The sequence below is a fragment of the Nocardia araoensis NBRC 100135 genome (assembly GCF_000308435.1).
Taxonomy (GTDB): Bacteria; Actinomycetota; Actinomycetes; order Mycobacteriales; family Mycobacteriaceae; genus Nocardia; species Nocardia araoensis.
In genome coordinates this window covers 17,271-39,599 of the sequence record NZ_BAFR01000141.1, presented here as the reverse complement: position 1 = coordinate 39,599, position 22,329 = coordinate 17,271, and the positions used below count along the sequence as shown (strand labels likewise).

Annotated in this window: 19 protein-coding genes and 2 tRNA genes; 11 read left to right on the top strand and 10 right to left on the bottom strand. The window is 68.8% G+C overall.

Going from position 1 to position 22,329, the window contains the following annotated elements; all coding sequences use genetic code 11:
* Positions 1–34: 34 nt before the first annotated feature.
* Both ON21_RS19235 and ON21_RS19230 read right to left on the bottom strand, forming a co-directional pair.
* On the bottom strand, positions 35–1,744 hold the full coding sequence (locus ON21_RS19235; protein ID WP_039799609.1) for an alpha/beta fold hydrolase: 1,710 nt from the start codon (positions 1,742–1,744) through the stop codon (positions 35–37).
* 73 nt (positions 1,745–1,817) lie between these two features.
* On the bottom strand, positions 1,818–2,372 hold the full coding sequence (locus ON21_RS19230; RefSeq protein ID WP_039799608.1) for a TetR/AcrR family transcriptional regulator: 555 nt from the start codon (positions 2,370–2,372) through the stop codon (positions 1,818–1,820).
* Positions 2,373–2,515: 143 nt separating this feature from the next.
* Here ON21_RS19230 and serA point away from each other — a divergent pair, with 143 nt between their 5' ends.
* Both serA and ON21_RS19220 read left to right on the top strand, forming a co-directional pair.
* Positions 2,516–4,114 (top strand): phosphoglycerate dehydrogenase, encoded by a 1,599-nt coding sequence (serA, locus tag ON21_RS19225; protein ID WP_039799607.1) that lies wholly within the window; start codon positions 2,516–2,518, stop codon positions 4,112–4,114.
* Between the two features lie 222 nt (positions 4,115–4,336).
* Positions 4,337–5,344, top strand: a complete 1,008-nt coding sequence (locus ON21_RS19220) for a 3-isopropylmalate dehydrogenase (RefSeq protein ID WP_039799606.1) — start codon at positions 4,337–4,339, stop codon at positions 5,342–5,344.
* Positions 5,345–5,572: 228 nt separating this feature from the next.
* On the opposite strand, the gene ON21_RS19215 is transcribed toward ON21_RS19220, so the two are convergent.
* Positions 5,573–6,754 (bottom strand): MFS transporter, encoded by a 1,182-nt coding sequence (locus tag ON21_RS19215; protein WP_039799605.1) that lies wholly within the window; start codon positions 6,752–6,754, stop codon positions 5,573–5,575.
* Between the two features lie 205 nt (positions 6,755–6,959).
* Here ON21_RS19215 and ON21_RS19210 point away from each other — a divergent pair, with 205 nt between their 5' ends.
* The 4 genes from ON21_RS19210 to ON21_RS19195 all read left to right on the top strand — a co-directional run bounded on the left by ON21_RS19210 (position 6,960) and on the right by ON21_RS19195 (position 9,640).
* A complete protein-coding gene (locus ON21_RS19210) occupies positions 6,960–7,733 on the top strand; it encodes a fumarylacetoacetate hydrolase family protein (protein WP_039799604.1) in 774 nt (257 codons plus the stop codon).
* Between the two features lie 13 nt (positions 7,734–7,746).
* The gene (gene gltX / locus ON21_RS19205; protein WP_039799603.1) at positions 7,747–9,234 is read left to right on the top strand and encodes a glutamate--tRNA ligase; all 1,488 of its coding nucleotides are present in this window, start codon (positions 7,747–7,749) and stop codon (positions 9,232–9,234) included.
* Positions 9,235–9,349: 115 nt separating this feature from the next.
* Positions 9,350–9,421 (top strand) — tRNA-Gln (locus ON21_RS19200).
* A gap of 146 nt (positions 9,422–9,567) precedes the next feature.
* A tRNA-Glu gene (locus tag ON21_RS19195) sits at positions 9,568–9,640 on the top strand.
* A 1,036-nt stretch (positions 9,641–10,676) separates the two neighbouring features.
* Here the strand turns inward: ON21_RS19195 and ON21_RS19190 are convergent.
* The 3 genes from ON21_RS19190 to ON21_RS19180 all read right to left on the bottom strand — a co-directional run bounded on the left by ON21_RS19190 (position 10,677) and on the right by ON21_RS19180 (position 12,239).
* On the bottom strand, positions 10,677–10,856 hold the full coding sequence (locus ON21_RS19190; protein WP_039799602.1) for a DUF5302 domain-containing protein: 180 nt from the start codon (positions 10,854–10,856) through the stop codon (positions 10,677–10,679).
* A gap of 147 nt (positions 10,857–11,003) precedes the next feature.
* On the bottom strand, positions 11,004–11,504 hold the full coding sequence (locus ON21_RS19185) for a pyridoxamine 5'-phosphate oxidase family protein (RefSeq protein WP_039799601.1): 501 nt from the start codon (positions 11,502–11,504) through the stop codon (positions 11,004–11,006).
* A 33-nt stretch (positions 11,505–11,537) separates the two neighbouring features.
* Entirely contained in the window at positions 11,538–12,239 is a 702-nt protein-coding gene (locus ON21_RS19180) for an IclR family transcriptional regulator (protein WP_039799600.1), read from the bottom strand.
* Positions 12,240–12,394: 155 nt separating this feature from the next.
* Between ON21_RS19180 and leuC the strand changes: the two genes are divergently transcribed.
* The 3 genes from leuC to ON21_RS19165 all read left to right on the top strand — a co-directional run bounded on the left by leuC (position 12,395) and on the right by ON21_RS19165 (position 15,274).
* Complete coding sequence (leuC, locus tag ON21_RS19175) at positions 12,395–13,816, top strand: 3-isopropylmalate dehydratase large subunit (RefSeq protein WP_039799599.1); 1,422 nt, start codon at positions 12,395–12,397, stop codon at positions 13,814–13,816.
* 39 nt (positions 13,817–13,855) lie between these two features.
* On the top strand, positions 13,856–14,464 hold the full coding sequence (gene leuD / locus ON21_RS19170) for a 3-isopropylmalate dehydratase small subunit (protein ID WP_039799598.1): 609 nt from the start codon (positions 13,856–13,858) through the stop codon (positions 14,462–14,464).
* Positions 14,465–14,620: 156 nt separating this feature from the next.
* The gene (locus ON21_RS19165) at positions 14,621–15,274 is read left to right on the top strand and encodes an HU family DNA-binding protein (RefSeq protein ID WP_039799597.1); all 654 of its coding nucleotides are present in this window, start codon (positions 14,621–14,623) and stop codon (positions 15,272–15,274) included.
* A 183-nt stretch (positions 15,275–15,457) separates the two neighbouring features.
* Here ON21_RS19165 and ON21_RS19160 read toward each other — a convergent pair whose 3' ends face one another.
* From ON21_RS19160 to cofC, 3 genes are all read right to left on the bottom strand, one after another.
* The gene (locus tag ON21_RS19160) at positions 15,458–16,423 is read right to left on the bottom strand and encodes an NUDIX hydrolase (RefSeq protein ID WP_051020983.1); all 966 of its coding nucleotides are present in this window, start codon (positions 16,421–16,423) and stop codon (positions 15,458–15,460) included.
* Positions 16,420–18,591 (bottom strand): RNA degradosome polyphosphate kinase, encoded by a 2,172-nt coding sequence (locus ON21_RS19155; RefSeq protein ID WP_039799596.1) that lies wholly within the window; start codon positions 18,589–18,591, stop codon positions 16,420–16,422. The genes ON21_RS19160 and ON21_RS19155 overlap by 4 nt, the downstream gene beginning before the upstream one ends.
* 71 nt (positions 18,592–18,662) lie before the next feature.
* Entirely contained in the window at positions 18,663–19,346 is a 684-nt protein-coding gene (gene cofC, locus ON21_RS19150; protein ID WP_039799595.1) for a 2-phospho-L-lactate guanylyltransferase, read from the bottom strand.
* 31 nt (positions 19,347–19,377) lie between these two features.
* On the opposite strand from cofC, the gene ON21_RS19145 reads away from it, so the two are divergent.
* Entirely contained in the window at positions 19,378–20,373 is a 996-nt protein-coding gene (locus ON21_RS19145; protein WP_039799594.1) for an NAD(P)H-dependent glycerol-3-phosphate dehydrogenase, read from the top strand.
* Positions 20,374–20,449: 76 nt separating this feature from the next.
* Complete coding sequence (locus tag ON21_RS19140; RefSeq protein ID WP_039799593.1) at positions 20,450–21,553, top strand: D-alanine--D-alanine ligase family protein; 1,104 nt, start codon at positions 20,450–20,452, stop codon at positions 21,551–21,553.
* Between the two features lie 13 nt (positions 21,554–21,566).
* Here ON21_RS19140 and ON21_RS19135 read toward each other — a convergent pair whose 3' ends face one another.
* Positions 21,567–22,283, bottom strand: coding sequence for a DUF3515 domain-containing protein (locus ON21_RS19135; RefSeq protein ID WP_039799592.1), 717 nt, complete (start codon positions 22,281–22,283; stop codon positions 21,567–21,569).
* Between the last annotated feature and the right edge of the window lie 46 nt (positions 22,284–22,329).

Below are 22,329 nucleotides of genomic sequence, written 5' to 3'. Positions count from 1 at the left end.
GATCGGCCTTGCGCCGCGATGTCGGAGTGCGAGATCAGCCCTGCGCCGCGACGGCGGAGATCCGGGTGAGTTCCGCCGCCACCTGGGCCGGGTGGGTCAGTTGCGGATAGTGGCCCGCGCCCTCGATCGGAACCCACTCCCGTGCGGTCGAGACGGTGACGGGGTCGGCGGAACCAGCGATGACTCGGACGGGCACCGCAACTCTGTGGAGCAAAGTCCGCAACTCTTCGCGCCGCGCGGGAGCACTCGCCCAGCGCAGCGCGGCGACCGTTCGGCCCGCGACGCCGGGCCTGCGCAGGTTCGCCGCCGCGCTGCCGATCGCGTCACTCTCGGGCACGCCCAGCCGTTTCGCCAGCTCCGCCGCCGAGATCCGGCGCATCGCCGCCGTCGCGAGGGGCGAGCGCAGCAACCGGCTCGACCGCGGCTGCAAGAAGGCGGGGGCGACCAGCACCACACCCGAAACCCGGTCGGGATGCTCCGCCGCGTACCGCAGCACCGGACCGCAGCCGAGCGAGTGTCCGACCAGCACGGGGCGCGTGCGCACCGAAGCCAGCAATCTCGGCAGTACGGCGTCGCGATCCCCCGGCGCCGAACGTCCGAGGCCGGGCAGGTCCACGACCAAACTGGGCCCGTCCAGTTCCGCGCGCACCGCGTTCCAGGATTCACCGTCCAGCGGAAGGCCGTGTACCAGAACGTAAGCGGGGCGGAAACGGTCGCCGCTCACCCAGACGCCGTCGACGAAACCGGCGGTCGGGTCATCGGCTACCGCGCCGAACCGGCTGGCCACCAGATGGTCCGCCCATCCCAGCACGGTCGCCTCCGTCGGCGGCATGGTGAGCCCGGCCCGGCGCGCCACCTCCCGCGCCGCCGACGTGTCGTAGCGGTCGTCGGCGATGAAGCTCAGCGTCTCCGGATCGGCGCCGGTCAGCGCGGGCGGGAGCTTCGAGATCACGCCGACCGGAATGGAGAACCGGGGCGCGCGGACGCCGAGGTGATCCGCCAGCAGCCGAATCAGCTTCGGCAGCACCGGAGTTCGATCATCGAGAACCGTGTAGGACCGGCCCGCGGTATCGGGCAGCGTTGGCAAGCTGATCAAGAAATCCGTGAAGTAGTCCAGATCGACGATCGGCACGAAGGTCTCGGGCCCGCCGGGGAGGGCCGGGAGCCGCCCGTTCCACAGGTCCTCGACCACGCTCGCCAGCCCGATGTACTGGCCGGGGCCGATCACGCTGCTCGGGTTCGCGACGGTCAGCGCGACGCCCAGTTCGGCCGCCCGGCGGCGCAGCAGCGGATCCGATTCGAACTTCGACGCGCCGTACGCGCCGTTCTCGTAGTGCTGCTCCTCGGATTCCTCGACGGTGATCCGATATCCGGTGATGTGCACGACGCGTCGCAACTCGGGGAGGGCGGCGGCCCACTCCAGCACTCGCAGCGCCCCGGTGACGTTCACCGCGTACGCGTCCTCGGCGGCGAGCCCGAAAGCGAAGCGGGCCGCGCAGTTGTACACGTCGCGAACGCCGGACGGATCGAACTCGGCGGGCAAGCCGAGATCCGGCGCGGTCACGTCGCAGGCCACGATCTCCAGCCGACTGTCGTCCACGCTCTGCCTGCGCAACCAACTGGTGAGCCGCTCCTCGCTGCCGGCCCGCAACGCGGCGGCGACGGAATGACCTTGCTGGAGCAGGCGGGCGACCGCGTTGCGGCCGAGGAACCCGGCGGCTCCGAAGACGATGCTGTCGGACATGGAAATCTCCTTACTAGACCGGTCTACATATTTCGTGGACATGTGAAAGTGCTCCGTGATCGGAATTCGGGGCTCAGATCATGGCGCGCAGCGTGCGTTCGACCCGCTCCAAAGGTTCACGGCTGCGCTGCGCACGCGCCAGCAACAGTGCGCCCTCGACCATCGCGAGCACCGCGGCCGCGAGATCGTCCGCGTCGTCGCGGCCATCGGCTCGCAGCCGGATCCGCAGCGCCTGCTCCCATGCGGCGTACGCGGCGGCGCACTCGGTCTGGATCGGGTCGTTCCCCGCGGCGACGTCCAGGGCGACGGTGGCGACCGGACAGCCTTGTTGCCAGCCGGATGCTTCCAGCCGGTCGCCGAACGCTCGGAGCAGCCTGCTCGCGGCCGCCGCGGCGTCGCCCGGCTCGATCGTGTCGATCAGCGTCGTGATCTCCTTACCCGCCTGGGCGATCGCCGCCGCGACCAATTCGTCCTTGCCGCCGGGGAAGTGGAAGTACAGCGATCCGCGCGGCGCCCCGCTGGCCGCGAGGATCTGGTTGAGCCCGGCACCGTAGTAGCCGTGCCGCTCCACCAGCGTGCGCGCCGCGTCGACGAGTTTGCCGCGAGTCTCGGTGCCTTTGACGCCCATGCGCCCGACTGTAGACCGGTCTGCATATTTTTACCAGCGCCGGGACTGAGGACGGCCGCCTACCAGGTGGTAGCCGAGACGGAAATCGGGCGCACTAAGCTGGTCGGCGGTAATTGCCGACCACATCCCCAGGAGTACTCCACGTGAGCCAAGCAGGCCGTCCTGTAGTTCTGATCGCCGACAAGCTCGCCCAGTCGACCGTCGACGCGCTCGGTGACGGTGTCGAGGTCCGGTGGGTCGACGGACCCGACCGCCCGGCCCTGCTGGCCGCCGTGCCCGAGGCCGACGCGCTGCTGGTGCGGTCGGCGACCACGGTCGACGCCGAAGTCCTGGAAGCCGGAAAGAACCTGAAGATCGTCGCCCGCGCCGGCGTCGGCCTGGACAACGTCGACGTGCCCGCCGCCACCGAGCGCGGCGTCATGGTCGTGAACGCGCCCACCTCGAACATCCACACCGCCGCCGAGCACGCCGTCACCCTGCTGCTCGCGGCCGCCCGTCAGATCCCCGCCGCGGACGCCACGCTCCGGGAACACACTTGGCAGCGCAGCAAGTTCAACGGCGTCGAGATCTTCGACAAGACCGTCGGCGTCGTCGGCCTCGGCCGCATCGGTCAGCTGTTCGCCGCGCGTCTGGCCGCCTTCGAGACCAAGATCGTCGCCTACGACCCCTACGTGTCGCCCGCGCGCGCCGCGCAGCTGGGCATCGAACTGCTCAGCCTGGACGAACTGCTCGAGCGTGCCGATCTGATCTCGATCCACCTGCCGAAGACCCCGGAGACCAAGGGCATCATCGGCAAGGAGGCCATCGCCAAGACCAAGCCCGGCGTGATCATCGTCAACGCCGCCCGCGGTGGCTTGGTCGACGAGGCCGCCCTGGCCGAGGCCATCAAGTCCGGTCACGTGCGCGCCGCGGGCTTGGACGTGTTCGAGACCGAGCCGTGCACCGACAGCCCGCTGTTCGACCTGCCGCAGGTCGTGGTGACCCCGCACCTGGGCGCCTCCACCGCCGAGGCCCAGGACCGCGCGGGCACCGACGTCGCCAAGTCGGTGCTGCTGGCGCTGGCCGGTGAGTTCGTGCCGGGCGCGGTGAACGTCACCGGTGGCGCCGTCGGCGAAGAGGTCGCCCCCTGGCTGGACATCGTCCGCAAGCAGGGCGCCCTGCTCGGCGCGCTGTCCAACGAGCTGCCGGTCAGCGTGGAGGTGCAGGTGCGCGGCGAGCTGGCGGCGCAGGAGGTCGGCGTGCTGGAACTGTCCGCGCTGCGCGGTATCTTCTCGGCGCTGGTCGAGGACCAGGTCACCTTCGTCAACGCGCCCGCGCTGGCCAAGGAGCGGGGCATCACCGCCGAGGTCACCACCGCCACGGAGAGCCCGAGCCACCGCAGCGTCGTCGACCTGCGCGCCGTGTTCGGCGATGGCAGCACCCTGAACGTGGCGGGCACGCTGACCGAGCCGCAGCTGGTGGAGAAGATCGTCAACATCAACGGCCGCAACTACGACATGCGCGCCGAGGGCCTCAACCTGGCCATCCTCAACTACGAGGACCGGCCGGGCGCGCTGGGCCGGATCGGCACCAAGCTCGGCGAGGCCGAGGTCGACATCCTGGCCGCGCAGCTGACCCAGGACGTCGACAAGGAGGGCGCCACCGTGGTGCTGCGCGTGGCCCGCGAGGTGCCCGCCGACGTGCAGGCTGCGATCGCCGAGTCGGTCGGCGCGGCCAAGGTCGTCCAGGTCGACCTGTCCTGATCCGATCCGGGGCGCGGAACCCCGGTGAACGCGGAACCGGCGCCGCGCACGAAGCACTCGTGCGCGGCGCCGCTCTGCGCCCGGTGCTCGGCGATCCGGCCGCGCCGAGTACCGTGACGGTGCTGCGGTCACCCGGCCGGAATGTCGTGCGCACGCCGACGGTCGCCTCCGGGCCGCACGTTGCGGCGGGCGCGACCGGCAATATCGAACGGAGCATTTGTCATGAAGCTTGCTGTCATCCCGGGCGACGGGATCGGGCCCGAGGTCATCGCCGAGGCGCTGAAGGTGCTCGACGCGGTCGTGCCCGGCGTCGAGAAGACCGAGTACGACCTCGGTGCGCGCCGTTACCACGCGACCGGCGAGATCCTCCCGGATTCGGTGCTGCCCGAGTTGAAGCAGCACGACGCGATCCTGCTCGGCGCGATCGGCGACCCGTCGGTACCCAGCGGTGTGCTCGAACGCGGCCTGTTGCTGCGCACCCGGTTCGCACTGGACCACCACGTGAACCTGCGGCCGTCCAAACTGTTCCCGGGCGTCACCAGCCCGCTGGCGGGTAACCCCGACATCGACTTCGTCGTCGTGCGCGAGGGCACCGAGGGCCCGTACACCGGCACCGGCGGCGCGATCCGCGTCGGCACCCCGCACGAGGTGGCCACCGAGGTCAGCACCAACACCCGCTTCGGCATCGAGCGCGTGGTGCGCTACGCCTTCGCCAAGGCGCAGGCCCGGCGCAAGCACCTGACGCTGGTGCACAAGAACAACGTGCTCACCTTCGCCGGCTCGCTCTGGCAGCGCACGGTGGACGAGGTCGCGACCGAGTTCCCCGAAGTCACAACGGCTTACCAGCACATCGACGCCGCGACCATCCACATGGTCAACGACCCGGGCCGCTTCGACGTGATCGTCACCGACAACCTCTTCGGCGACATCATCACCGACCTGGCCGCCGCCGTGAGCGGTGGCATCGGCCTCGCCGCCAGCGGCAACATCGATGCCTCCGGCGCCAACCCGAGCATGTTCGAGCCGGTGCACGGCAGCGCCCCCGACATCGCGGGCCAGTCCAAGGCCGACCCGACCGCGGCGATCCTCTCGGTCGCCCTGCTGCTCAACCACCTGGGCGATGCCGAGGCGGCCGCGCGCATCGAGTCGGCGGTCGCGAAGGATCTCGAGTCGCGCTCCGGCGCGGCGTCGACCGTGGAGATCGGCGACCGTATCGCGGCCACCCTCTGACTCCGTCGCACCGGAAGGTCCCGCTGCCACTCGGCAACGGGACCTTCCTGCGTCCGGGCCGGCACCTGATCGCGCTCGTCCTGGATGATGCGTCCTTTGGCCGCGCTACAGATCGGCATCGTTCCCGAAGTCGTCGCGACCCGCGAGGACCTGTTCGACGGCACCTTCGCGTGTCACGTCTACGGCGTTGCCGGGCGGACAGGTAGCGCAATCGTTCGACGCGCGAACCTAGTCGGGATCGCGGGGAACCAGCGGGACCGCCGCGACGGCCGAGACCGCGGCCAGAAGGAAGGCCGCGGGGAAGCCGCTCGCGGTGATCAGGGCGCCGAACACCGGCGGGACCGCGGCCATGGCCAGGTTCTGCCCGGTGTTCTGGATGCCGAGACCCCGGCCGCTCCAGTACGGGCCCGCGATCTCGGCGACCGCGGTGAAGGCCAAGCCGTTGTCGGAGACGGTGATCACGGACGCGGCGATCAGCAATGGAATGGCGGCCCACCACCAGTGGGTCGACGCGGTCAGCGCCAGCGCGGCCATCGACAGTACGGCGGCGACGGCCACCGTACGCAGCGGGCCCATCCGGCTGCCGACGCGATCCGACCACGCGCCCGCGCCGATGCGGCCAAGCGCGCCGAGGATCTGCGTGACGGTCACCAGCGCACCCGCTGCGGCCAGCGACCAGCCGACGTCGCGGTGCAGCCACAGCAGCGCGAACGTCCACACGGTGCCCTGCGGGACGACCAGCAGCACCGAGACCAGATGGATGCGCCACAGCGTGGCGTTGTCGCGATAGGGATTGGCGCGCAACGCCGGATCGGCGGCGGACCGGTCGGGACGCGGCGGGTCGACGATGCCCGCCAGGCAACCCATGGCCGCCGCCCCCGCCATGAGCGCGGGAACCAGAATGGCCGCGGGCACACCGTGCGCGGCGGCCACGGCCGGAATGGCCAGCGCGCCGACGCCGACGCCGAGCGGCTGCGCGGTCTGCCTGATGCCCATCGCCAGCCCTCGCCGCTGCGGCGGGAACCAGCCCACGATCACCCGGCCGCTCGCGCCGTTGGTGCTGGCCGCCCCGACGCCGCCGAGGAACAGCAGTGCGCCAAGGGCGATGTCGTTCGTCGTGGTCGCCGCGGCACAGCCGGCCGCCAGCATCAGTAGCGGACCGCCGACCAGCACCTTGCGTTCGCCGATCCGGTCGACCAGATATCCCCACGCGATCAGGGTGCACACCAGTCCCACCGTGGGCATGGCCACCAGCAGGCCTGCCGTCGCCAGCGGCATGCCGCGGTCGGTCAGCGCGGGTAGCAGGAACGGGACGCCGTGGATGAAAACCGCGCTCGAGGCCTGGGCGAACACGCCGAGACCGAGCATGGACCAGCGCCGAACCTCGTCGATCTGCGTGACGGTCGCCATCGGCTTCACCTCGAAATCTCATTATTTGGGATAAAATTCCCACTTTGTGAACTTCGTTGCTCACGGTACACCCGGCGGCGGCTCGATTCGACGGTCGCCGCTGTCGGACTGCTCACAGCGCGCGTCGCCGCCGGATCCCGGCGGATTCCGTACCACCCGGTCGGGCGCGTTCGAGCAGGTGGCGGCGGGTCGATAGACTCCGGGCATGCGTCTAGGTCGAGTTGCCAGTCCCGATGGAGTCGCCTTCGTCAGCATCGAAGGCGACGGAAGCGACAGCGTGGCCAAGGAGATCGCGGAACACCCGTTCGGCACACCGACGTTCACCGGGCGGAGCTGGCCGCTGGCCGACGTGCGGCTGCTCGCGCCGATCCTGGCCAGCAAGGTGGTCTGCATCGGCAAGAACTACGCCGCCCACGCCGCCGAGATGGGCGGTCCCGCACCCGCCGACCCGGTGATCTTCCTCAAGCCGAACACCGCGATCGTGGGGCCGAACGCCCCGATCATCCTGCCGCCCAGTTCCGCTCAGGTCGACTACGAAGGGGAGCTGGCGATCGTCATCGGCCGCCCCTGCAAGGACGTGCCGGCCGCCCGCGCGCTGGACGTGGTGCTCGGTTACACCGCCGCCAACGACGTGACCGCACGCGACCAGCAGCGCCACGACGGCCAGTGGACCAGGGGCAAGGGCTACGACACGTTCTGCCCGCTCGGTCCGTGGATCGAAACGTCCTTGGACCCTTCGGATCTGGAGATCGTCACCGAGCTCGACGGCGAAGTGCGCCAGCGCAGCCGCACTTCGCTTCTGCTGCACGACATTCCGAAACTCATCGAGTGGATCACCACCGTGATGACGCTGCTGCCCGGTGACGTCATCCTCACCGGCACCCCCGAGGGGGTCGGCCCGATGCGCGAGGGCCAGCAGGTCTCGGTGACCGTCGAGGGCATCGGAACCCTCACCAATCCCGTTGCCGCCAAACGCTGATCGAAAGAGAGCCATGACTGAAGTACGGGTCCGATTCTGCCCGTCACCGACCGGAACACCGCACGTCGGCCTGATCCGCACGGCGCTGTTCAACTGGGCCTACGCCCGCCACCACGGTGGCGTATTCGTCTTTCGGATCGAAGACACTGATGCCGCACGGGATTCCGAGGAATCCTACCGGGCGATTATCGATGCGCTGCGCTGGCTCGGCCTCACCTGGGACGAGGGGCCGGAGGTCGGTGGGCCGTACGGACCATATCGCCAGTCGGAGCGAAAAGATTTGCACCAGGACGTCGTTCGGCGTTTGCTGGAGGCTGGCGAGGCATACGAATCGTTCTCCACTCCGGAGGAAGTCGAGGCCCGCCATCGTGCCGCGGGGCGCGATCCCAAGCTGGGTTACGACAACTACGATCGCGACCTGACGCCGGAGCGGATCGAGGCGTACCGGGCCGAGGGCCGCCCCGCCGTGGTCCGGCTGCGGATGCCCGAGGAAGACCTGTCCTGGAACGATCTGGTGCGCGGGGAGACCACCTTCAAGGCGGGCAGCGTCCCGGACTTCGCGCTCACCCGCGGCAACGGCCAGCCGCTGTACACGCTGGTCAACCCCGTCGACGACGCGCTGATGCGGATCACCCACGTGCTGCGCGGCGAGGACCTGCTCTCCTCCACCCCCCGCCAGCTCGCGCTGTACGGCGCGCTGCGCCGGATCGGGGTCGCCGATTTCACTCCCGAGTTCGGTCACCTGCCGTTCGTCATGGGTCAGGGCAACAAGAAGTTGTCCAAGCGTGATCCGGAGTCGAATCTGTTCGCCCACCGCGACCGCGGGTTCATCCCCGAGGGTTTGCTGAATTATCTCGCGCTACTCGGCTGGGGCCTGTCCGAGGACCGCGACGTGTTCTCCATGGCGGAGATGGTCGAAGCCTTCGACATTTCGAAAGTAAATTCGAATCCGGCTCGATTCGACCAGAAGAAGGCGGACGCCCTCAACGCCGAGCACATCCGATTGCTGACGCCGGGTGATTTTGCCCACCGACTGCGGGAGTATCTCACCGGACACGGCCATATCGGCGCCGAAATCGACGAGAAGGTGTTCGCCGCGGCGGCGGAACTCGTGCAGACCAGGATTGTCGTGTTGTCCGACGCCTGGGACCTTCTGCGTTTCTTGTTCGCGCCCGCGGAGGAGTTCGCGATCGACCCCGCGGCGGGGGCCAAGAATCTCGGTGCCGACGCGGCCGAGGTATTGCAGGCCGCTATTACCGCGGTGGAGCCGTTGACCGAGTGGACGACGGAATCGATCGAGGCCGCGCTGAAAAAGGCACTGATCGATGATCTCGGGCTGAAACCGCGCAAAGCCTTCGCCCCGGTGCGGGTCGCGGTCACCGGATCGCATATCAGCCCGCCGCTGTACGAATCCTTGGCACTGCTCGGCCGCGAGGTCACCCTGGATCGGATGCGCTCCGCGCTGGACTGGAAGGCGGCCCAGACCGGCTCCCAAGGCTGAAAATATGGCTTTGACCAGGCGATTTGTAGTTAACCCGTAGCCGTTTGGTACTCTTCTTCTCAGCCCGGAACACGGTCTCGAGTCACCCAGACGCGAGGCTGAACGACCTGGTCATTGGGGTATGGTGTAATTGGCAACACAGCTGATTCTGGTTCAGCCATTCTAGGTTCGAGTCCTGGTACCCCAGCGGAGAGTGTTGTAAGACTTCGGTTCGCGGCCGAAAGCACTCAGCACCTGGCGATTTGGTCGCCGGGCCTCGGCCAGATAAGCTAGCCGAGCCTCCTGATCGAAAGATCAACCACGGCGCTCCTCGCGAAAGCGAGAAGCAGTCCTGGCCCCGTCGTCTAGCGGCCTAGGACGCCGCCCTCTCAAGGCGGTAGCGCGGGTTCGAATCCCGTCGGGGCTACACGAGTGGAAGGCCCATGCTCATCGAGCATGGGCCTTTCTCGTTTTGCGGTGTTTTGTGGGGGTGCAACCCCCCGCCCGGAGGGCTTCGCCCCGGACCCCCGGGGAGGGCTTCGCCCCGCCTGGACGGTGGTGGTCCGGTGGGGTGGTCAGCGGTGGACCGCGGGCCTTGCCGGGGCGGTCAGTGTGTCGGCTGAGCCTCGGTATCAGGCTGTACTGACGGTTGTGTCGTATCGCACCTTCGAGCTCCCGGTGCCTGCCCCGCCACCTTCCGGTGTCCTTGCCCTGCAGCTCATGTTCCGGCGACTGGTCCCTGCGACTCCGCTTCCGTGGCACGGCCAAGTAATCGGACTCGTGCCCCGCCAACCTTCCCGGGGGACCCTCGGACTCGTTCCGGGTGCGCCGGCCACGCCGGACGACCAGTGCTTCGGCGGGGGACACCCCTGCGCGAACCCATACGGGACTCGTTTCCCGGTTGATTCGCGGCAGAGAGCGGCCGACGAACCGCTCCGCCGTGTGGCAGCGGCCGGAGTCGCTTGCGGGCGGCATGCCTCCGCGCCTTCGTCCGGGCGAGGCAGCGCCGACGGCCCGGCTCATGGGTGCCCGTGCAGACGCGCCTGGACCGCTGTGCACGACCATCCGAGAGGATCGATGACCGGCCCCGCGAAGGCCGCTGAGGCGCTCAGGGCGAACTGTGTGGTCTCCACATGACGTGCTGGAGTGGCCCTCTTCACGGCCTGGGGCGACCACCGGACTTTGATCAGGCGGCGCCTCAGCTCATATGGCGAAGGCACACCTGAATCACCCGACCAGACAGCCGGGAATCCCATACCGAACGAGTCGCGGTAGCGCCGCGGCGTGGTCGGACCCGAGCCGATCGCGCCGCGGCAGGGCGGTTCGAGCGTTCCACCGAGTTCCGCAGCCGATCCGCGGGCGACGGCGCGAAACAGCCGCCGGGCCGCTCTGGTCGGGGGTGACAGCGGCAAAACGAAGGCCCTCCAGCGATCTTGCTGGAGGGCCTTCGCCGACTGCGCGGACTACCCGCTCTTGCGCCGGAATTCCCGCTTGTGGCCGACCGCGGCGTGCGCCGTGGACGCCTTCGACCGTCCGTCGAGGTGGTCGGCCGCGCGGGCGTTGTTCTGGTTCTTGCGCTCCAGTGCCTCCCGGAACTTGCGCTTCACCTCGTCGGCGCCATTGGACTTACCCGAATCCGCCATCGCTGCTCCTCGTCGTCGCGGCCGCGCGGCGCGTCCTCACGGGCGGCGCTGCCCGGCCGATTGCTGTCGAACACCCGACGCTAACCCGTGCGGGGTGGTTGTGTCAGTTGGATTTCGGTCGCGTCGCGCGATCCGATCGCGCTCGGGTCAGGCCGGCGCCTGCGCCGTGGTGCCGCCGAGCGGCATCGCCGGAAGGCCGAGTTTGCGGTGATCCCAGCTGCGCGTGCGCTCGGGCACCACACGCACGGCCACCCGCTTGTGCAGCATGGCCTCCACCATCGGCCGCAATTCCTCGCTGTAGGGGCCGGTGTAGCGCTCCCACACGCTCACGCCGACGGCGAAGAGTTTCTCGGCGTCCTCGACGATCTCGGCGCGGCCCTCGATCGACACGCCCCTGAGCTGGTCGTAGGTGTCGCCCGCCTCGATCATGCAGGTGACCCGGGGGTCGCGGCGCAGGTTCACCGCCTTCTGCGATTTGGCCTTGGTCTCGAACCAGATCTCGCCGTCGATGAGCGCGTACCACATCGCGGTCAGGTGCGGCGTGCCCTTCGGGCCGATGGTCGCCAGCGCCGCGATCCGGCTGCGCTCCAGGAACTCGGTGATCTCGGTGTCGGACATCACGATCTGTGCCCGTTGGTTCACTCCCATGGGCCAACTGTAGAGAGTGCGGACTGAAACGGGTTACAGGCGCTTGTGCAGGGCCTCGGCCGCCGCGACCAGATCCGCCGCCCACCGGGCGCCCGGCCTGCGGCCCATCCGATCGATCGGTCCCGACACCGATACGGCCGCGACCACAGTGCCGCCGGCGTCGCGCACCGGCGCGGAGACGCTGGCCACGCCGGCGGCGCGCTCGGCCGCGCTCTGCGCCCACCCGCGCTTGCGCACCTCGGCCAGCGCGCGCTCGCCGAACACGGCGTCGGCCAGGATGGTCCGCTGCAGCTCCGGGTCGGCCCACGCCAGCAGTACTTTGGCCGCCGAACCCGCGGTGAGCGGCAGCCGCGCCCCGATCGGCACGGTGTCGCGCAGTCCGACGGGAGGTTCCAGCGCCGCGACGCAGACGCGGGCGTTGCCGTCGCGGCAGTACAGCTGAACGCTCTCGCCGGTGATCTCGCGCAACCGGGGAAGAATGGCCGACGCGGCCTCGAGCAGTGGGTCGTTGGCGCTGGTCGCGAGCTCGGCGAGGGCCGGGCCCGGCCGCCAGGTGCCGTTGCTGTCGCGCGCGAGCAGGCGATGCACTTCCAAGCCGACGGCGAGACGGTGTGCGGTGGCGCGGGGTAGACCGGTGCGCGCGCACAGCTCGTTGAGACCCGAGGGATGCTCGGCTACGGCGTACAGGACCGCCACTGCTTTGTCGAGGACGCCGATGCCGCTATGCTGTCTCATAGAACGATACTAGCGTCTCGGATGTTGAGAAATCCACCTTCGCGGATTCCCTCTCTCGACGTTCGGACCAGGCGCAGCTATCCCAACTTGTGCAACCGTCGCCGCATCGGAGTCCAGATCGCGGAACGGCTGCTTCGTCCGAAAGGTGATCGACAATGGCCGAACCGCGCACGCTGGCCGAGAAGGTATGGGACCAGCATGTCGTCGCTCGCGGGGAGGGCGAGGGTGCCTCGCGCGAACCGGACCTGATCTACATCGACCTGCATCTCGTCCACGAGGTGACCAGCCCGCAGGCCTTCGACGGGTTGCGCGCCGCGGGCAGGCCGGTGCGACGGCCCGATCTCACGATCGCGACCGAGGATCACAACGTCCCGACGATCGATATCGACAAGCCGATCGCCGACCCCGTTTCGCGCACCCAGGTGGAGACGCTGCGGCGCAACTGCGCGGAATTCGGTGTGCGGCTGCACCCGATGGGCGACCTGGATCAGGGCATCGTGCACGTCGTCGGGCCGCAGCTGGGCCTGACCCAGCCGGGCATGACCGTGGTCTGCGGTGACAGCCACACCTCGACGCACGGCGCGTTCGGCGCGCTGGCGATGGGCATCGGCACCTCCGAGGTCGAACATGTGCTTGCCACCCAGACGCTCTCGCTGCGCCCGTTCAAGACGATGGCGATCACGGTGGACGGCGTCTTGCCCCCCGGCGTGACGAGCAAGGACCTGATCCTGGCCGTCATCGCGAAGATCGGCACCGGCGGCGGCCAGGGCTACGTCCTGGAGTACCGCGGCGAGGCCATTCGGGCCATGTCGATGGAGGCTCGAATGACGATCTGCAACATGTCCATCGAAGCGGGCGCACGGGCCGGCATGATCGCCCCGGACGAGACGACCTACGAATTCCTCAAAGGGCGGCCGCACGCGCCGCAGGGGGCCGACTGGGACGCCGCGGTGGCCGCCTGGGAGGCGCTGAAGACCGACGAGGGCGCTGTTTTCGACGCCGAGGTGCACATCGACGCCTCCGAGCTGACCCCGTTCGTCACCTGGGGCACCAACCCGGGGCAGGGCGCCCCGCTGGGCGAGGCGGTGCCCGATCCGGCCGCCATCGCCGACGAGGTGGCCAGGGAGTCCGCGGAGAAAGCTCTGCGTTACATGGACTTGGAGCCGGGTACTCCGCTTCGACAAGTGCCGATCGACACCGTATTCGTCGGCTCGTGCACCAACGGACGCATTGAAGATTTGCGTGCGGTGGCCGGGATTTTGAAGGGGCGCCATGTCGCCGACGGGGTGCGAATGCTGGTTGTACCGGGCTCGATGCGGGTTCGCGCACAGGCGGAAAAAGAAGGACTCGGGGAGATTTTCACCGCGGCGGGCGCCGAATGGCGGCAGGCGGGCTGCTCAATGTGCCTGGGAATGAATCCAGACCAGCTCGAACCCGGCCAGCGTTGTGCGTCCACCTCCAACCGCAACTTCGAGGGCAGGCAGGGCAAAGGCGGCCGTACGCACCTCGTTTCTCCCCTCGTAGCGGCCGCGACGGCGGTCCGCGGAACACTGTCGTCGCCTGCGGATCTGGACTGACCGCCCCCGATTCCCTCAATCAAACCCAGGAGATTCGTTATGGAAGCCTTCACTGTGCACAAGGGCATCGGGGTGCCGCTGCGCCGCTCCAATGTCGATACCGATCAGATCATCCCGGCGGTCTACCTCAAGCGCGTGACGCGGACCGGATTCGAGGACGGGTTGTTCGCCGCATGGCGGACCGATCCCGACTTCATTCTGAACATCGCGCCTTACAACAGGGGTAGTGTCTTGGTGGCGGGTCCGGATTTCGGTACCGGATCGTCGCGTGAGCACGCGGTTTGGGCGCTGTCGGACTACGGCTTTCGGGTGGTCATCTCATCCCGGTTCGCCGACATCTTCCGCGGCAATGCGGGCAAGGGCGGTGTGCTCGCCGCTCAGATGTCACAGAACGATGTCGAAATGCTCTGGAAGTTGCTCGAGGAACAGCCCGGCTTGGAATTGGTTGTGGATCTCGAGGCGCGCACGGTGACGGCCGCAACCGTCGTGTTGCCGTTCGATATTGATGACTACACCAGGTGGCGTCTGCTGGAGGGATTGGATGACATCGGGCTGACGCTGCGCCGGGAGGACGCGATCGCCCGGTTCGAAAAGGCAAGGCCGGCATGGAAACCCACTACCCTGCCAGCACATATTTCGCAGACGTAATCACCCCCGCGGGTTAGCTGGACAGCCGGAGTTGCGGTAGCTGGACGTGTGCTAAACCACATGAATTTTGGCGTGGCACATAGACTCTTGCCCAAAGTGGGTTTACCGTGGTACCTAGTCGGTCCGACGACGGGCCATTAGTCTGCGGAGGATTCAATGAACAAGGCGGAACTGATCGACGTTCTGACCGAAAAGTTGGGTACGGACAGGCGCACGGCCACCGCGGCAGTCGAGCATGTGGTCGACACCATCGTGCGCGCGGTGCACAAGGGTCAGAGCGTCACAATCACCGGTTTCGGTGTGTTCGAACAGCGTAAGCGTGCGGCTCGCGTCGCACGGAACCCGCGTACCGGCGAAACGGTGAAGGTCAAGCCGACTTCGGTGCCCGCGTTCCGTCCCGGCGCTCAGTTCAAGGCGGTGATCGCGGGTAAGCAGAAACTGGCCGCGACCGGGCCCGCCGTCAAGCGCGGGGTGAATGCGCCGGTATCGGCGAAGAAGGCGGCGGCGAAGAAGACGGCGGCGAAGAAGACCGCCGCCAAGAAGTCGACGCCGACCAAGGCGCCCGCCAAGACCACGGCCCGCAAGGCCGCCGCCAAGGCCCCGGCGAAGACGACGGCGCGCAAGACGACCGCTACGAAGACCGCTGCGAAGAAGGCGCCCGCGAAGAAGACCGCGGTCGCGAAGAAGGCTCCGGCCAAGAAGACGGCCACCAAGGCCACGGCGGCCAAGAAGACCACCACTGCCGCCGCCAAGAAGACCACCGCGAAGAAGACCGCGGCCAAGAAGGCCTCGACTCGCGGAACCCGCTGATCTCGAGCCACCGCCGGATCGGCGCTGAATGCGCGGCCCCACGACTGGGCCCCTTCGCCTCAACGTCGAGACGGCCCCGGGAGACACCCGGGGCCGTTTTCGGCTGTCCGCCTATCGAGACTTCACGGCCGTGGCCGCCCATCGGCGCCCGCCGACCCGCGCGGTGACGCGGAAGCTGCCGGACTAATCGGACGGCACCACGTAGGCTGACAGCGATCGATCCAGATGGTCGGCGGCCACCAGGCGATGGCCGACGAACGACAGCACCCACACACTGCCCTTGCGATTGCGCGCCGACGGCAGCGCGATTCCGTCGTGTTCGGCCAGCCATCCCAGCAGATCGGGGATCACCTTGCCCTGACTGCAGACGACGCGAACGGCGTTGTCCGACACCAGGGCTCGAAAACGTTCCCGGGCCTGGTCCGGGTTTTCGGCGTACCCGGTTTCGGAAAGCAATGGCTCCTCGGCGATTTCGACGCCGAGCTTCTCCGCCAGCGGCGCCACGGACTGCACGCAACGCACCGGGGGAGCCGAATAGACCTCAGATGCGCCGAACGCCAAGAGATTCGGCGTGAGTGCCTGTGCCTGTGCCTCGCCTTGGCGGTCGAGCGGACGCTGCTCGTCGGGACCGTTGAAGCGGTCCCTGCGGCCCGCTCTGGCATGCCGGACCAACAGCAGGGTGTCGGTGCGCGCGGGCAGTCGGGTGAAGGCGCGCACCACCTGCCGATCCATCGGATACGACAACTGGTCCATCACCCGATCCAGCGGATGCCAGCTGAGCACGTCCACCTCGGAGTTGACGGTGAACTCCCCGCCCACCAGTTCGGCGGCCCAATAGTCGACCCGCTTCAGCTTGCGATGACCGGGGATCGGATAGGTCACGTGGCCGAGGTAGCGGCCGAGCCTGCTCTCCAGCCCGGTTTCCTCGCGGACCTCGCGCACCGCGGCCAGCACCGGCGTCTCACCCGGGTCGAGTTTGCCCTTCGGCAGCGACCAGTCTTCGTACTTGGGGCGGTGAACGAGTGCGATCTCGATCGCACCCGCGGACGACTCACGCCACAGCACCGCTCCGGCGGCGTGGATATTGGCGGTGACGCGGGGATCCCAGAACGGGCCCCCCGCCTGTTCGAACCCCGTTTTGGCGTTCACTGCTGATCTGGCCTCCGCAGCCGCATCAAGAACTCCTGATGATCTCTGATCTTGTCCCCGTCGCCGGAGATGCCCGGCGACGCCCGCCACGTGCCGTCCGGTTGCAGCACCCAGCAGCGCGTGGTCGGCGACAGGGCCGAGTCGAAGACCCCGCCGAGTTGTTCGGTCAACCGCGGATCCTTCACCTGCGCCATCACCTCGACCCGGCGATCGAGGTTGCGGTGCATCATGTCGGCGCTGCCGATCCAGTACTCGTCCTGTGCCTGGAAGTGCAGGAGGCGGGAATGCTCCAGGAACCGGCCGAGGATGGAGCGGACCTCGATGTTCTCGCTCATACCCGGCACGCCGGGGCGCAGACCGCAGATGCCGCGCACCACGATGTTCACCGGCACGCCTGCCTGGGAGGCCCGGTACAGCGCGTCGATGACCTCCTCGTCGACGATCGCATTGGCCTTCAGCCGGATTCGGGCGTCCTTCCCCTGCGCCGCCAGCTCTGTCTCGCGCTGGATCCGCTCGATGATGCCGGAGCGCACGCTGTGCGGGGCCACGAGCAGATTGCGGTAGTTCTCTTTGCGCGAGTAACCGGTCAGCGAATTGAACAGGTCGGTCAGGTCGGCGCCGATATCCGGTGCGGCGGTGAGCAATCCGACGTCCTCGTAGAGGCGTGCGGTCTTCGGGTTGTAATTGCCGGTGCCGATGTGGCAGTAGCGCCGGATGGTCGCGCCCTCGCGGCGCACCACCAGGCAGGTCTTGCAGTGGGTCTTCAGGCCGATGAGGCCGTACACCACGTGCACGCCGGCCTGTTCCAGCGCGCGGGCCCACTTGATGTTGGCCTGCTCGTCGAAGCGCGCCTTGATCTCGACCAGGGCGACCACCTGCTTGCCCGCCTCGGCGGCGTCGATGAGCGCGTTGACGATCGGGGAGTCACCGGAGGTGCGGTAGAGCGTCTGCTTGATGGCGAGCACCTGCGGGTCGGCGGCGGCCTGTTCGATGAACCGCTGCACGCTGGTGGAGAACGAGTCGTACGGATGGTGCACCAGCACGTCGCCCTCACGCAGCGCGGCGAAGACATTGCGCGGCGTCTCGCGCTCGCCGAACGCGGGCGGGGTCGCGGGGACGTACGGAGTGTCCTTCAGATTCGGCCGGTCGACGCCGTACACCTGCCAGAGGCAGGACAGGTCGAGCAGGCCGGGCACCTGGATGACGTCGCCGGGGTCGACGTCCAGCTCGCGCAGCAGCAGATCGAGCATGTGCTCGGTCATGTCGTCGGACACCTCTAGTCGCACCGGCGAACCGAACCGCCGCCGGGCCAGCTCCCGCTCCAGCGCCTGGAGCAGGTCCTCGTCGCGATCCTCGTCCACCTCGAAATCCGCGTTGCGGGTGATCCGGAACGAGTGGTGCTCGACCACGTCCATACCGGGGAACAGCAGATCCAGGTGCGCGGCGATCAGCGCTTCCATCGGCAGGAACGCGGCGATCGGGGAGCCGGAATCGGTGCGACGCACGCGGACGAACCGGTCGACGTTGTCAGGAACCTTGACGCGGGCGAAGTGCTCGCCGCCGGTCGCGGAATCCTTCACCGTCACCGCGAGGTTGAGACTCAGTCCGCTGATGTAGGGGAACGGGTGCGCCGGGTCGACCGCGAGCGGGGTGAGGACCGGGAAGACCTGATCCTGGAAGTAGCCGGAGAGGCGCAGGCGTTCGTCCTCGTCCAGGTCGCTCCAGTCGATGATCGCGATGCCCTCGGCGGTGAGCGCGGGCAGCACGCTGTCGAGGAAGACGCGGGCATGCCGCACCGCGATCTCCTGCGTGCGCGCGGCGATCAACTCCAGCTGCTCACCGGGGGAGCGGCCGTCGGCCGAGCGCACCAGCAGGCCGGTCTCGGCGCGGCGTTTCAGTCCGGCCACCCGCACCATGTAGAACTCGTCGAGATTCGACGCGAAGATCGCCAGGAACTTCGCACGCTCCAGCAACGGCAGCGACGCGTCCTCGGCGAGGGCGAGCACGCGGGCGTTGAAATCCAGCCAGCTCAACTCACGATTGAGGTAGCGATCGCGTGGCAACCGGGTCGCCGACGAGTCGGCCGACACGGGTGTCGCAGCCGGGGGCGGCGTGGGAAGCAACGGCTGCTGCTTGACGGTTTCCGTATCGCTCACGCCAACGATCATCCCCTACCGGACAGCCCGTGTGCATCCCGCGAACGGGATCCGGCTGTGTCTCACGCCACCATGGCGACCGGCTAGCACACGTGTGGAACAGGTTCGTGAACGCCGCCCGGCCAGCCGATGTCGTGCAGGACAGCACGGGTCGCGTTCCCCGCCCCGAGGGCCACCGCGCGGTCCAGATCGGCGGGGGTGTCGACGTCCAGCCGCAAGCCCGGCCAGTCCCCGGCGAGGTCGACCGCGCCCGCGTCGATATGACTGCGTGCCGACCCGGGGCCGAAGCGGGGATCGAGCGCGGCGACCGGGTCGCGGACCACGAGCGCGGCGGTGCCGCTGCCCTCGTGATCGATCACGATCGAACGCAGCCCGCGCGGGGCGGCGGCGAGCATGTCCGACAGCTCTTCCGGGCGCAGGGCGGGCAGATCGGCTTGCAGCGCGAGCAGATCGATCGGTCCGTGTGCGGCGCGCAGGGCGGCCGCGGTGGCGGCGAGCGCGTTGTTCAGCCCGTCGGCGTGCGGCTGCGGCGGTTCCGGATGCACTTCGGCGCCCAGTGTGCGGGCCAGATCGGCCACGGCGGGGTCGGGCGTGACCACGGTGACCGACACGACCTCGGTGACCGCCGCGGTGGCGGTCACGGTGTCGGCGAGCATGGCCAGCACCAGGCGCGCCCGGTATTCCGGGCGCAGCCGGTCGGCAAGTCGGCTCTTGGCCCGATCGAGGCTCTTGACCGCGATCACGGCATGCACGGCGTGCGGGCGCATGCGAGCAATCCTTCCATGGCATATTGGGCAGATGACGAGGGCGGCAGTGCTGGGCGCGGGATCGTGGGGCACCGCGTTCGCGAAGGTGTTGGCGGAAGCGGGAACCGAGGTCACGATCTGGGCCCGGCGGCCCGAGGTCGCCGCGGCGCTGGCCTCCGAACATCGCAATCCCGATTACCTGTCGGATATTCCGCTGCCGCCGATCGCGGCCACCCACGATCCGGCGGTGGCCCTGGACGGGGCGGACATCGTCGTGCTGGCGGTGCCGTCGCAGTCGCTGCGATCCAACCTCGCGGACTGGAAGGGGTTGATCCCGGACGATGCCACGCTGCTGAGCCTGGCGAAAGGCATCGAGACGGGGTCGCTGCTGCGGATGAGCCAGGTGATCGAGGAGGTCACGGGGGCTGATCCGAGCCAGATCGCGGTGCTGTCCGGGCCGAACCTGGCGCGGGAGATCGCGGTGGGCCAGCCGGCCGCGACCGTGGTCGCCTGCTCGGACAACGATCGCGCGGTCGCGGTGCAGCACGCCTGCGCGACCGGATACTTCCGGCCCTACACCAACACCGACGTGGTCGGCTGCGAGATCGGCGGCGCGTGCAAGAACGTCATCGCGCTCGCCTGCGGCATCGCGTCGGGAATGGGTCTCGGCGACAACTCGATCGCCAGCCTGATCACCCGCGGTCTCGCCGAGATCATCCGGCTCGGGGTGGCGCTCGGCGCGGAGCCGGTGACGCTGGCGGGCCTGGCCGGAGTCGGAGACCTGGTCGCCACCTGCACCTCTCCGCTGTCGCGCAACCGGTCGTTCGGTCACGTGCTCGGCGCGGGCGGTTCCATGGAGGCCGCCCAGTCGGCCACCCATGGCCAAGTCGCCGAGGGTGTGAAGTCGTGCACATCGGTGCGCGCGCTGGCCGAGCGGCACGGTGTCGAGATGCCGCTGACCACGGCGGTGCACCAGGTCTGTCACGAACGGCTCTCCGTGCGCGAAGCCGTCGGCAACCTGCTCGGGCGGCGGATGAAGCCGGAGTGATCCCGGCCCACCCGGGCGAAGGTGTCCGGGACGGTCACCGGTGGGAGTGCGTATCGAAACGGGTACGGTTCGGGGCATGACGAACCGGATCAGGGTGGCTGTCGTGTTCGGCGGGCGCAGCAACGAGCACGCCGTGTCCTGTGTATCGGCCGGGAGCGTGCTGCGTCACCTGGATCAGGAGAAGTACGAAGTCGTGCCGATCGGCATCACCGCGGAGGGCCGCTGGGTGCTCGGCGGTTCGGACGTGGCCGCGCTCGGCATCCACGATCGCGCGCTGCCGTCGGTGGACGCCGCCGGCACGGCACTCACCCTGGCCGCGGACCCCAGCCGCTCCGGGGAGTTGATCGCGCTGGACGATCCCGGCGCCGCGCTCGGTTCCGTCGACGTGGTCTTCCCGATCCTGCACGGACCGTTCGGTGAGGACGGCACCTTGCAGGGGATGCTGGAACTCGCCGGAATTCCCTACGTCGGCCCCGGCGTGCTGGCCAGCGCGGCCGGCATGGACAAGGAGTTCACCAAGAAACTGCTCGCGGCGGAGGGGCTGCCGGTCGGCACCCAGGTGGTGTTGCGGCCCGGCACCGAGACGGTCACCGAGGAGGACCGGTTGCGCCTCGGCCTGCCCGTGTTCGTCAAGCCGGCCCGCGGCGGGTCGTCGATCGGCATCACCCGGGTCACCGACTGGAACGAGTTGGACGCCGCGATCGCCGCGGCGCGCGCGCACGACCCGAAGGTGATCGTCGAAGCGGGCATCGTCGGGCGCGAGGTGGAGTGCGGGGTGCTGGAATTCCCGGACGGCCGGGTCGCGGCGAGCGTGGTCGCGGAGATCCGCATGCCGGAGACCGATGTGACCGCGGACGGGCCCGCGTTCTACGACTTCGATACGAAGTACCTCGACGACGTCTGCGAATTCGACGTTCCCGCGAAGCTGGACGACGAGGTGTCCGACCGGATCCGGGAACTGGCCGTGCGCGCCTTCCGAGCCCTCGACTGCCAGGGTCTGGCGCGGGTCGATTTCTTCGTCACCGAGCAGGGGCCGGTGATCAACGAGATCAACACGATGCCGGGATTCACCGCCATCTCCATGTACCCGCGCATGTGGGAGGCCACCGGCATCGACTATGCGGCGCTGGTCTCCACGCTCATCGAAACCGCGCTCGTCCGCGGCACCGGTCTGCGTTAGCGCGCTGCCCGCGTCAGTTGGGCAGCGGTCCCGGGTCGATCGGCTGGGCCGGGAGGTCGGCGGTGATCGTGTCGGAGACTTCTTGCAGCGGCGTCGGACCCGAGCCGTCGGGGACGGTGAGGGCGATGTAGGTTGCCCGGTCGACGGCGAACCAAGTACTCACCGCGGCGGCCTGGTCGCGGATCTCGAACCACTGCACGCCGTTGACGATCTGCAGCGGCGAGGCGCGGTTGAATTCCAGCGGGCGATCCAGTCCGCAGCGCAGCACGATCGCGTCGCCGCCCTCGGCGCGCTGCCATGCGCGAGTGGCGGGCGGAGCGGGCTCGACCAGGGTCGATTTCGTGAACTCACCCAGGTTCGCGGGTAGGGCGGGAAGCAGGGCGGAGCAGGCCGGGCCCTCCGCCGCCGGAGCGGGGACAGGGCCGAGTACCAGTGGTTCGCGCTCGACGGGCGCGCGGCGCGCGAGTATGGCGGCGACGAGCACCGCGACGACCAGCACGACCGGAAGCGCCACGGCGGTGGCGATGAGCGCGGGCGGGTACTGGTGCGCCGACGCCCGGCTGTCCGGCTCGTCGACATCCGCGGCCGATTTCGTTTTCGCGCTGTCCTCGCTTTTCGCCAAGGAGGGAGTGGGCTGCGCGGGCTCCTTCAGGGCGCTCCCGCCGTCCGTGGCATCGGTGCTTTCGCGCTCGGGCTGCGCCGAATCGCGGTCCGACGAATCCGCCGCCATGTTCACCGATCCTTTCTTCGTCGCGCCTCCGGCGCTGGTCGACCGC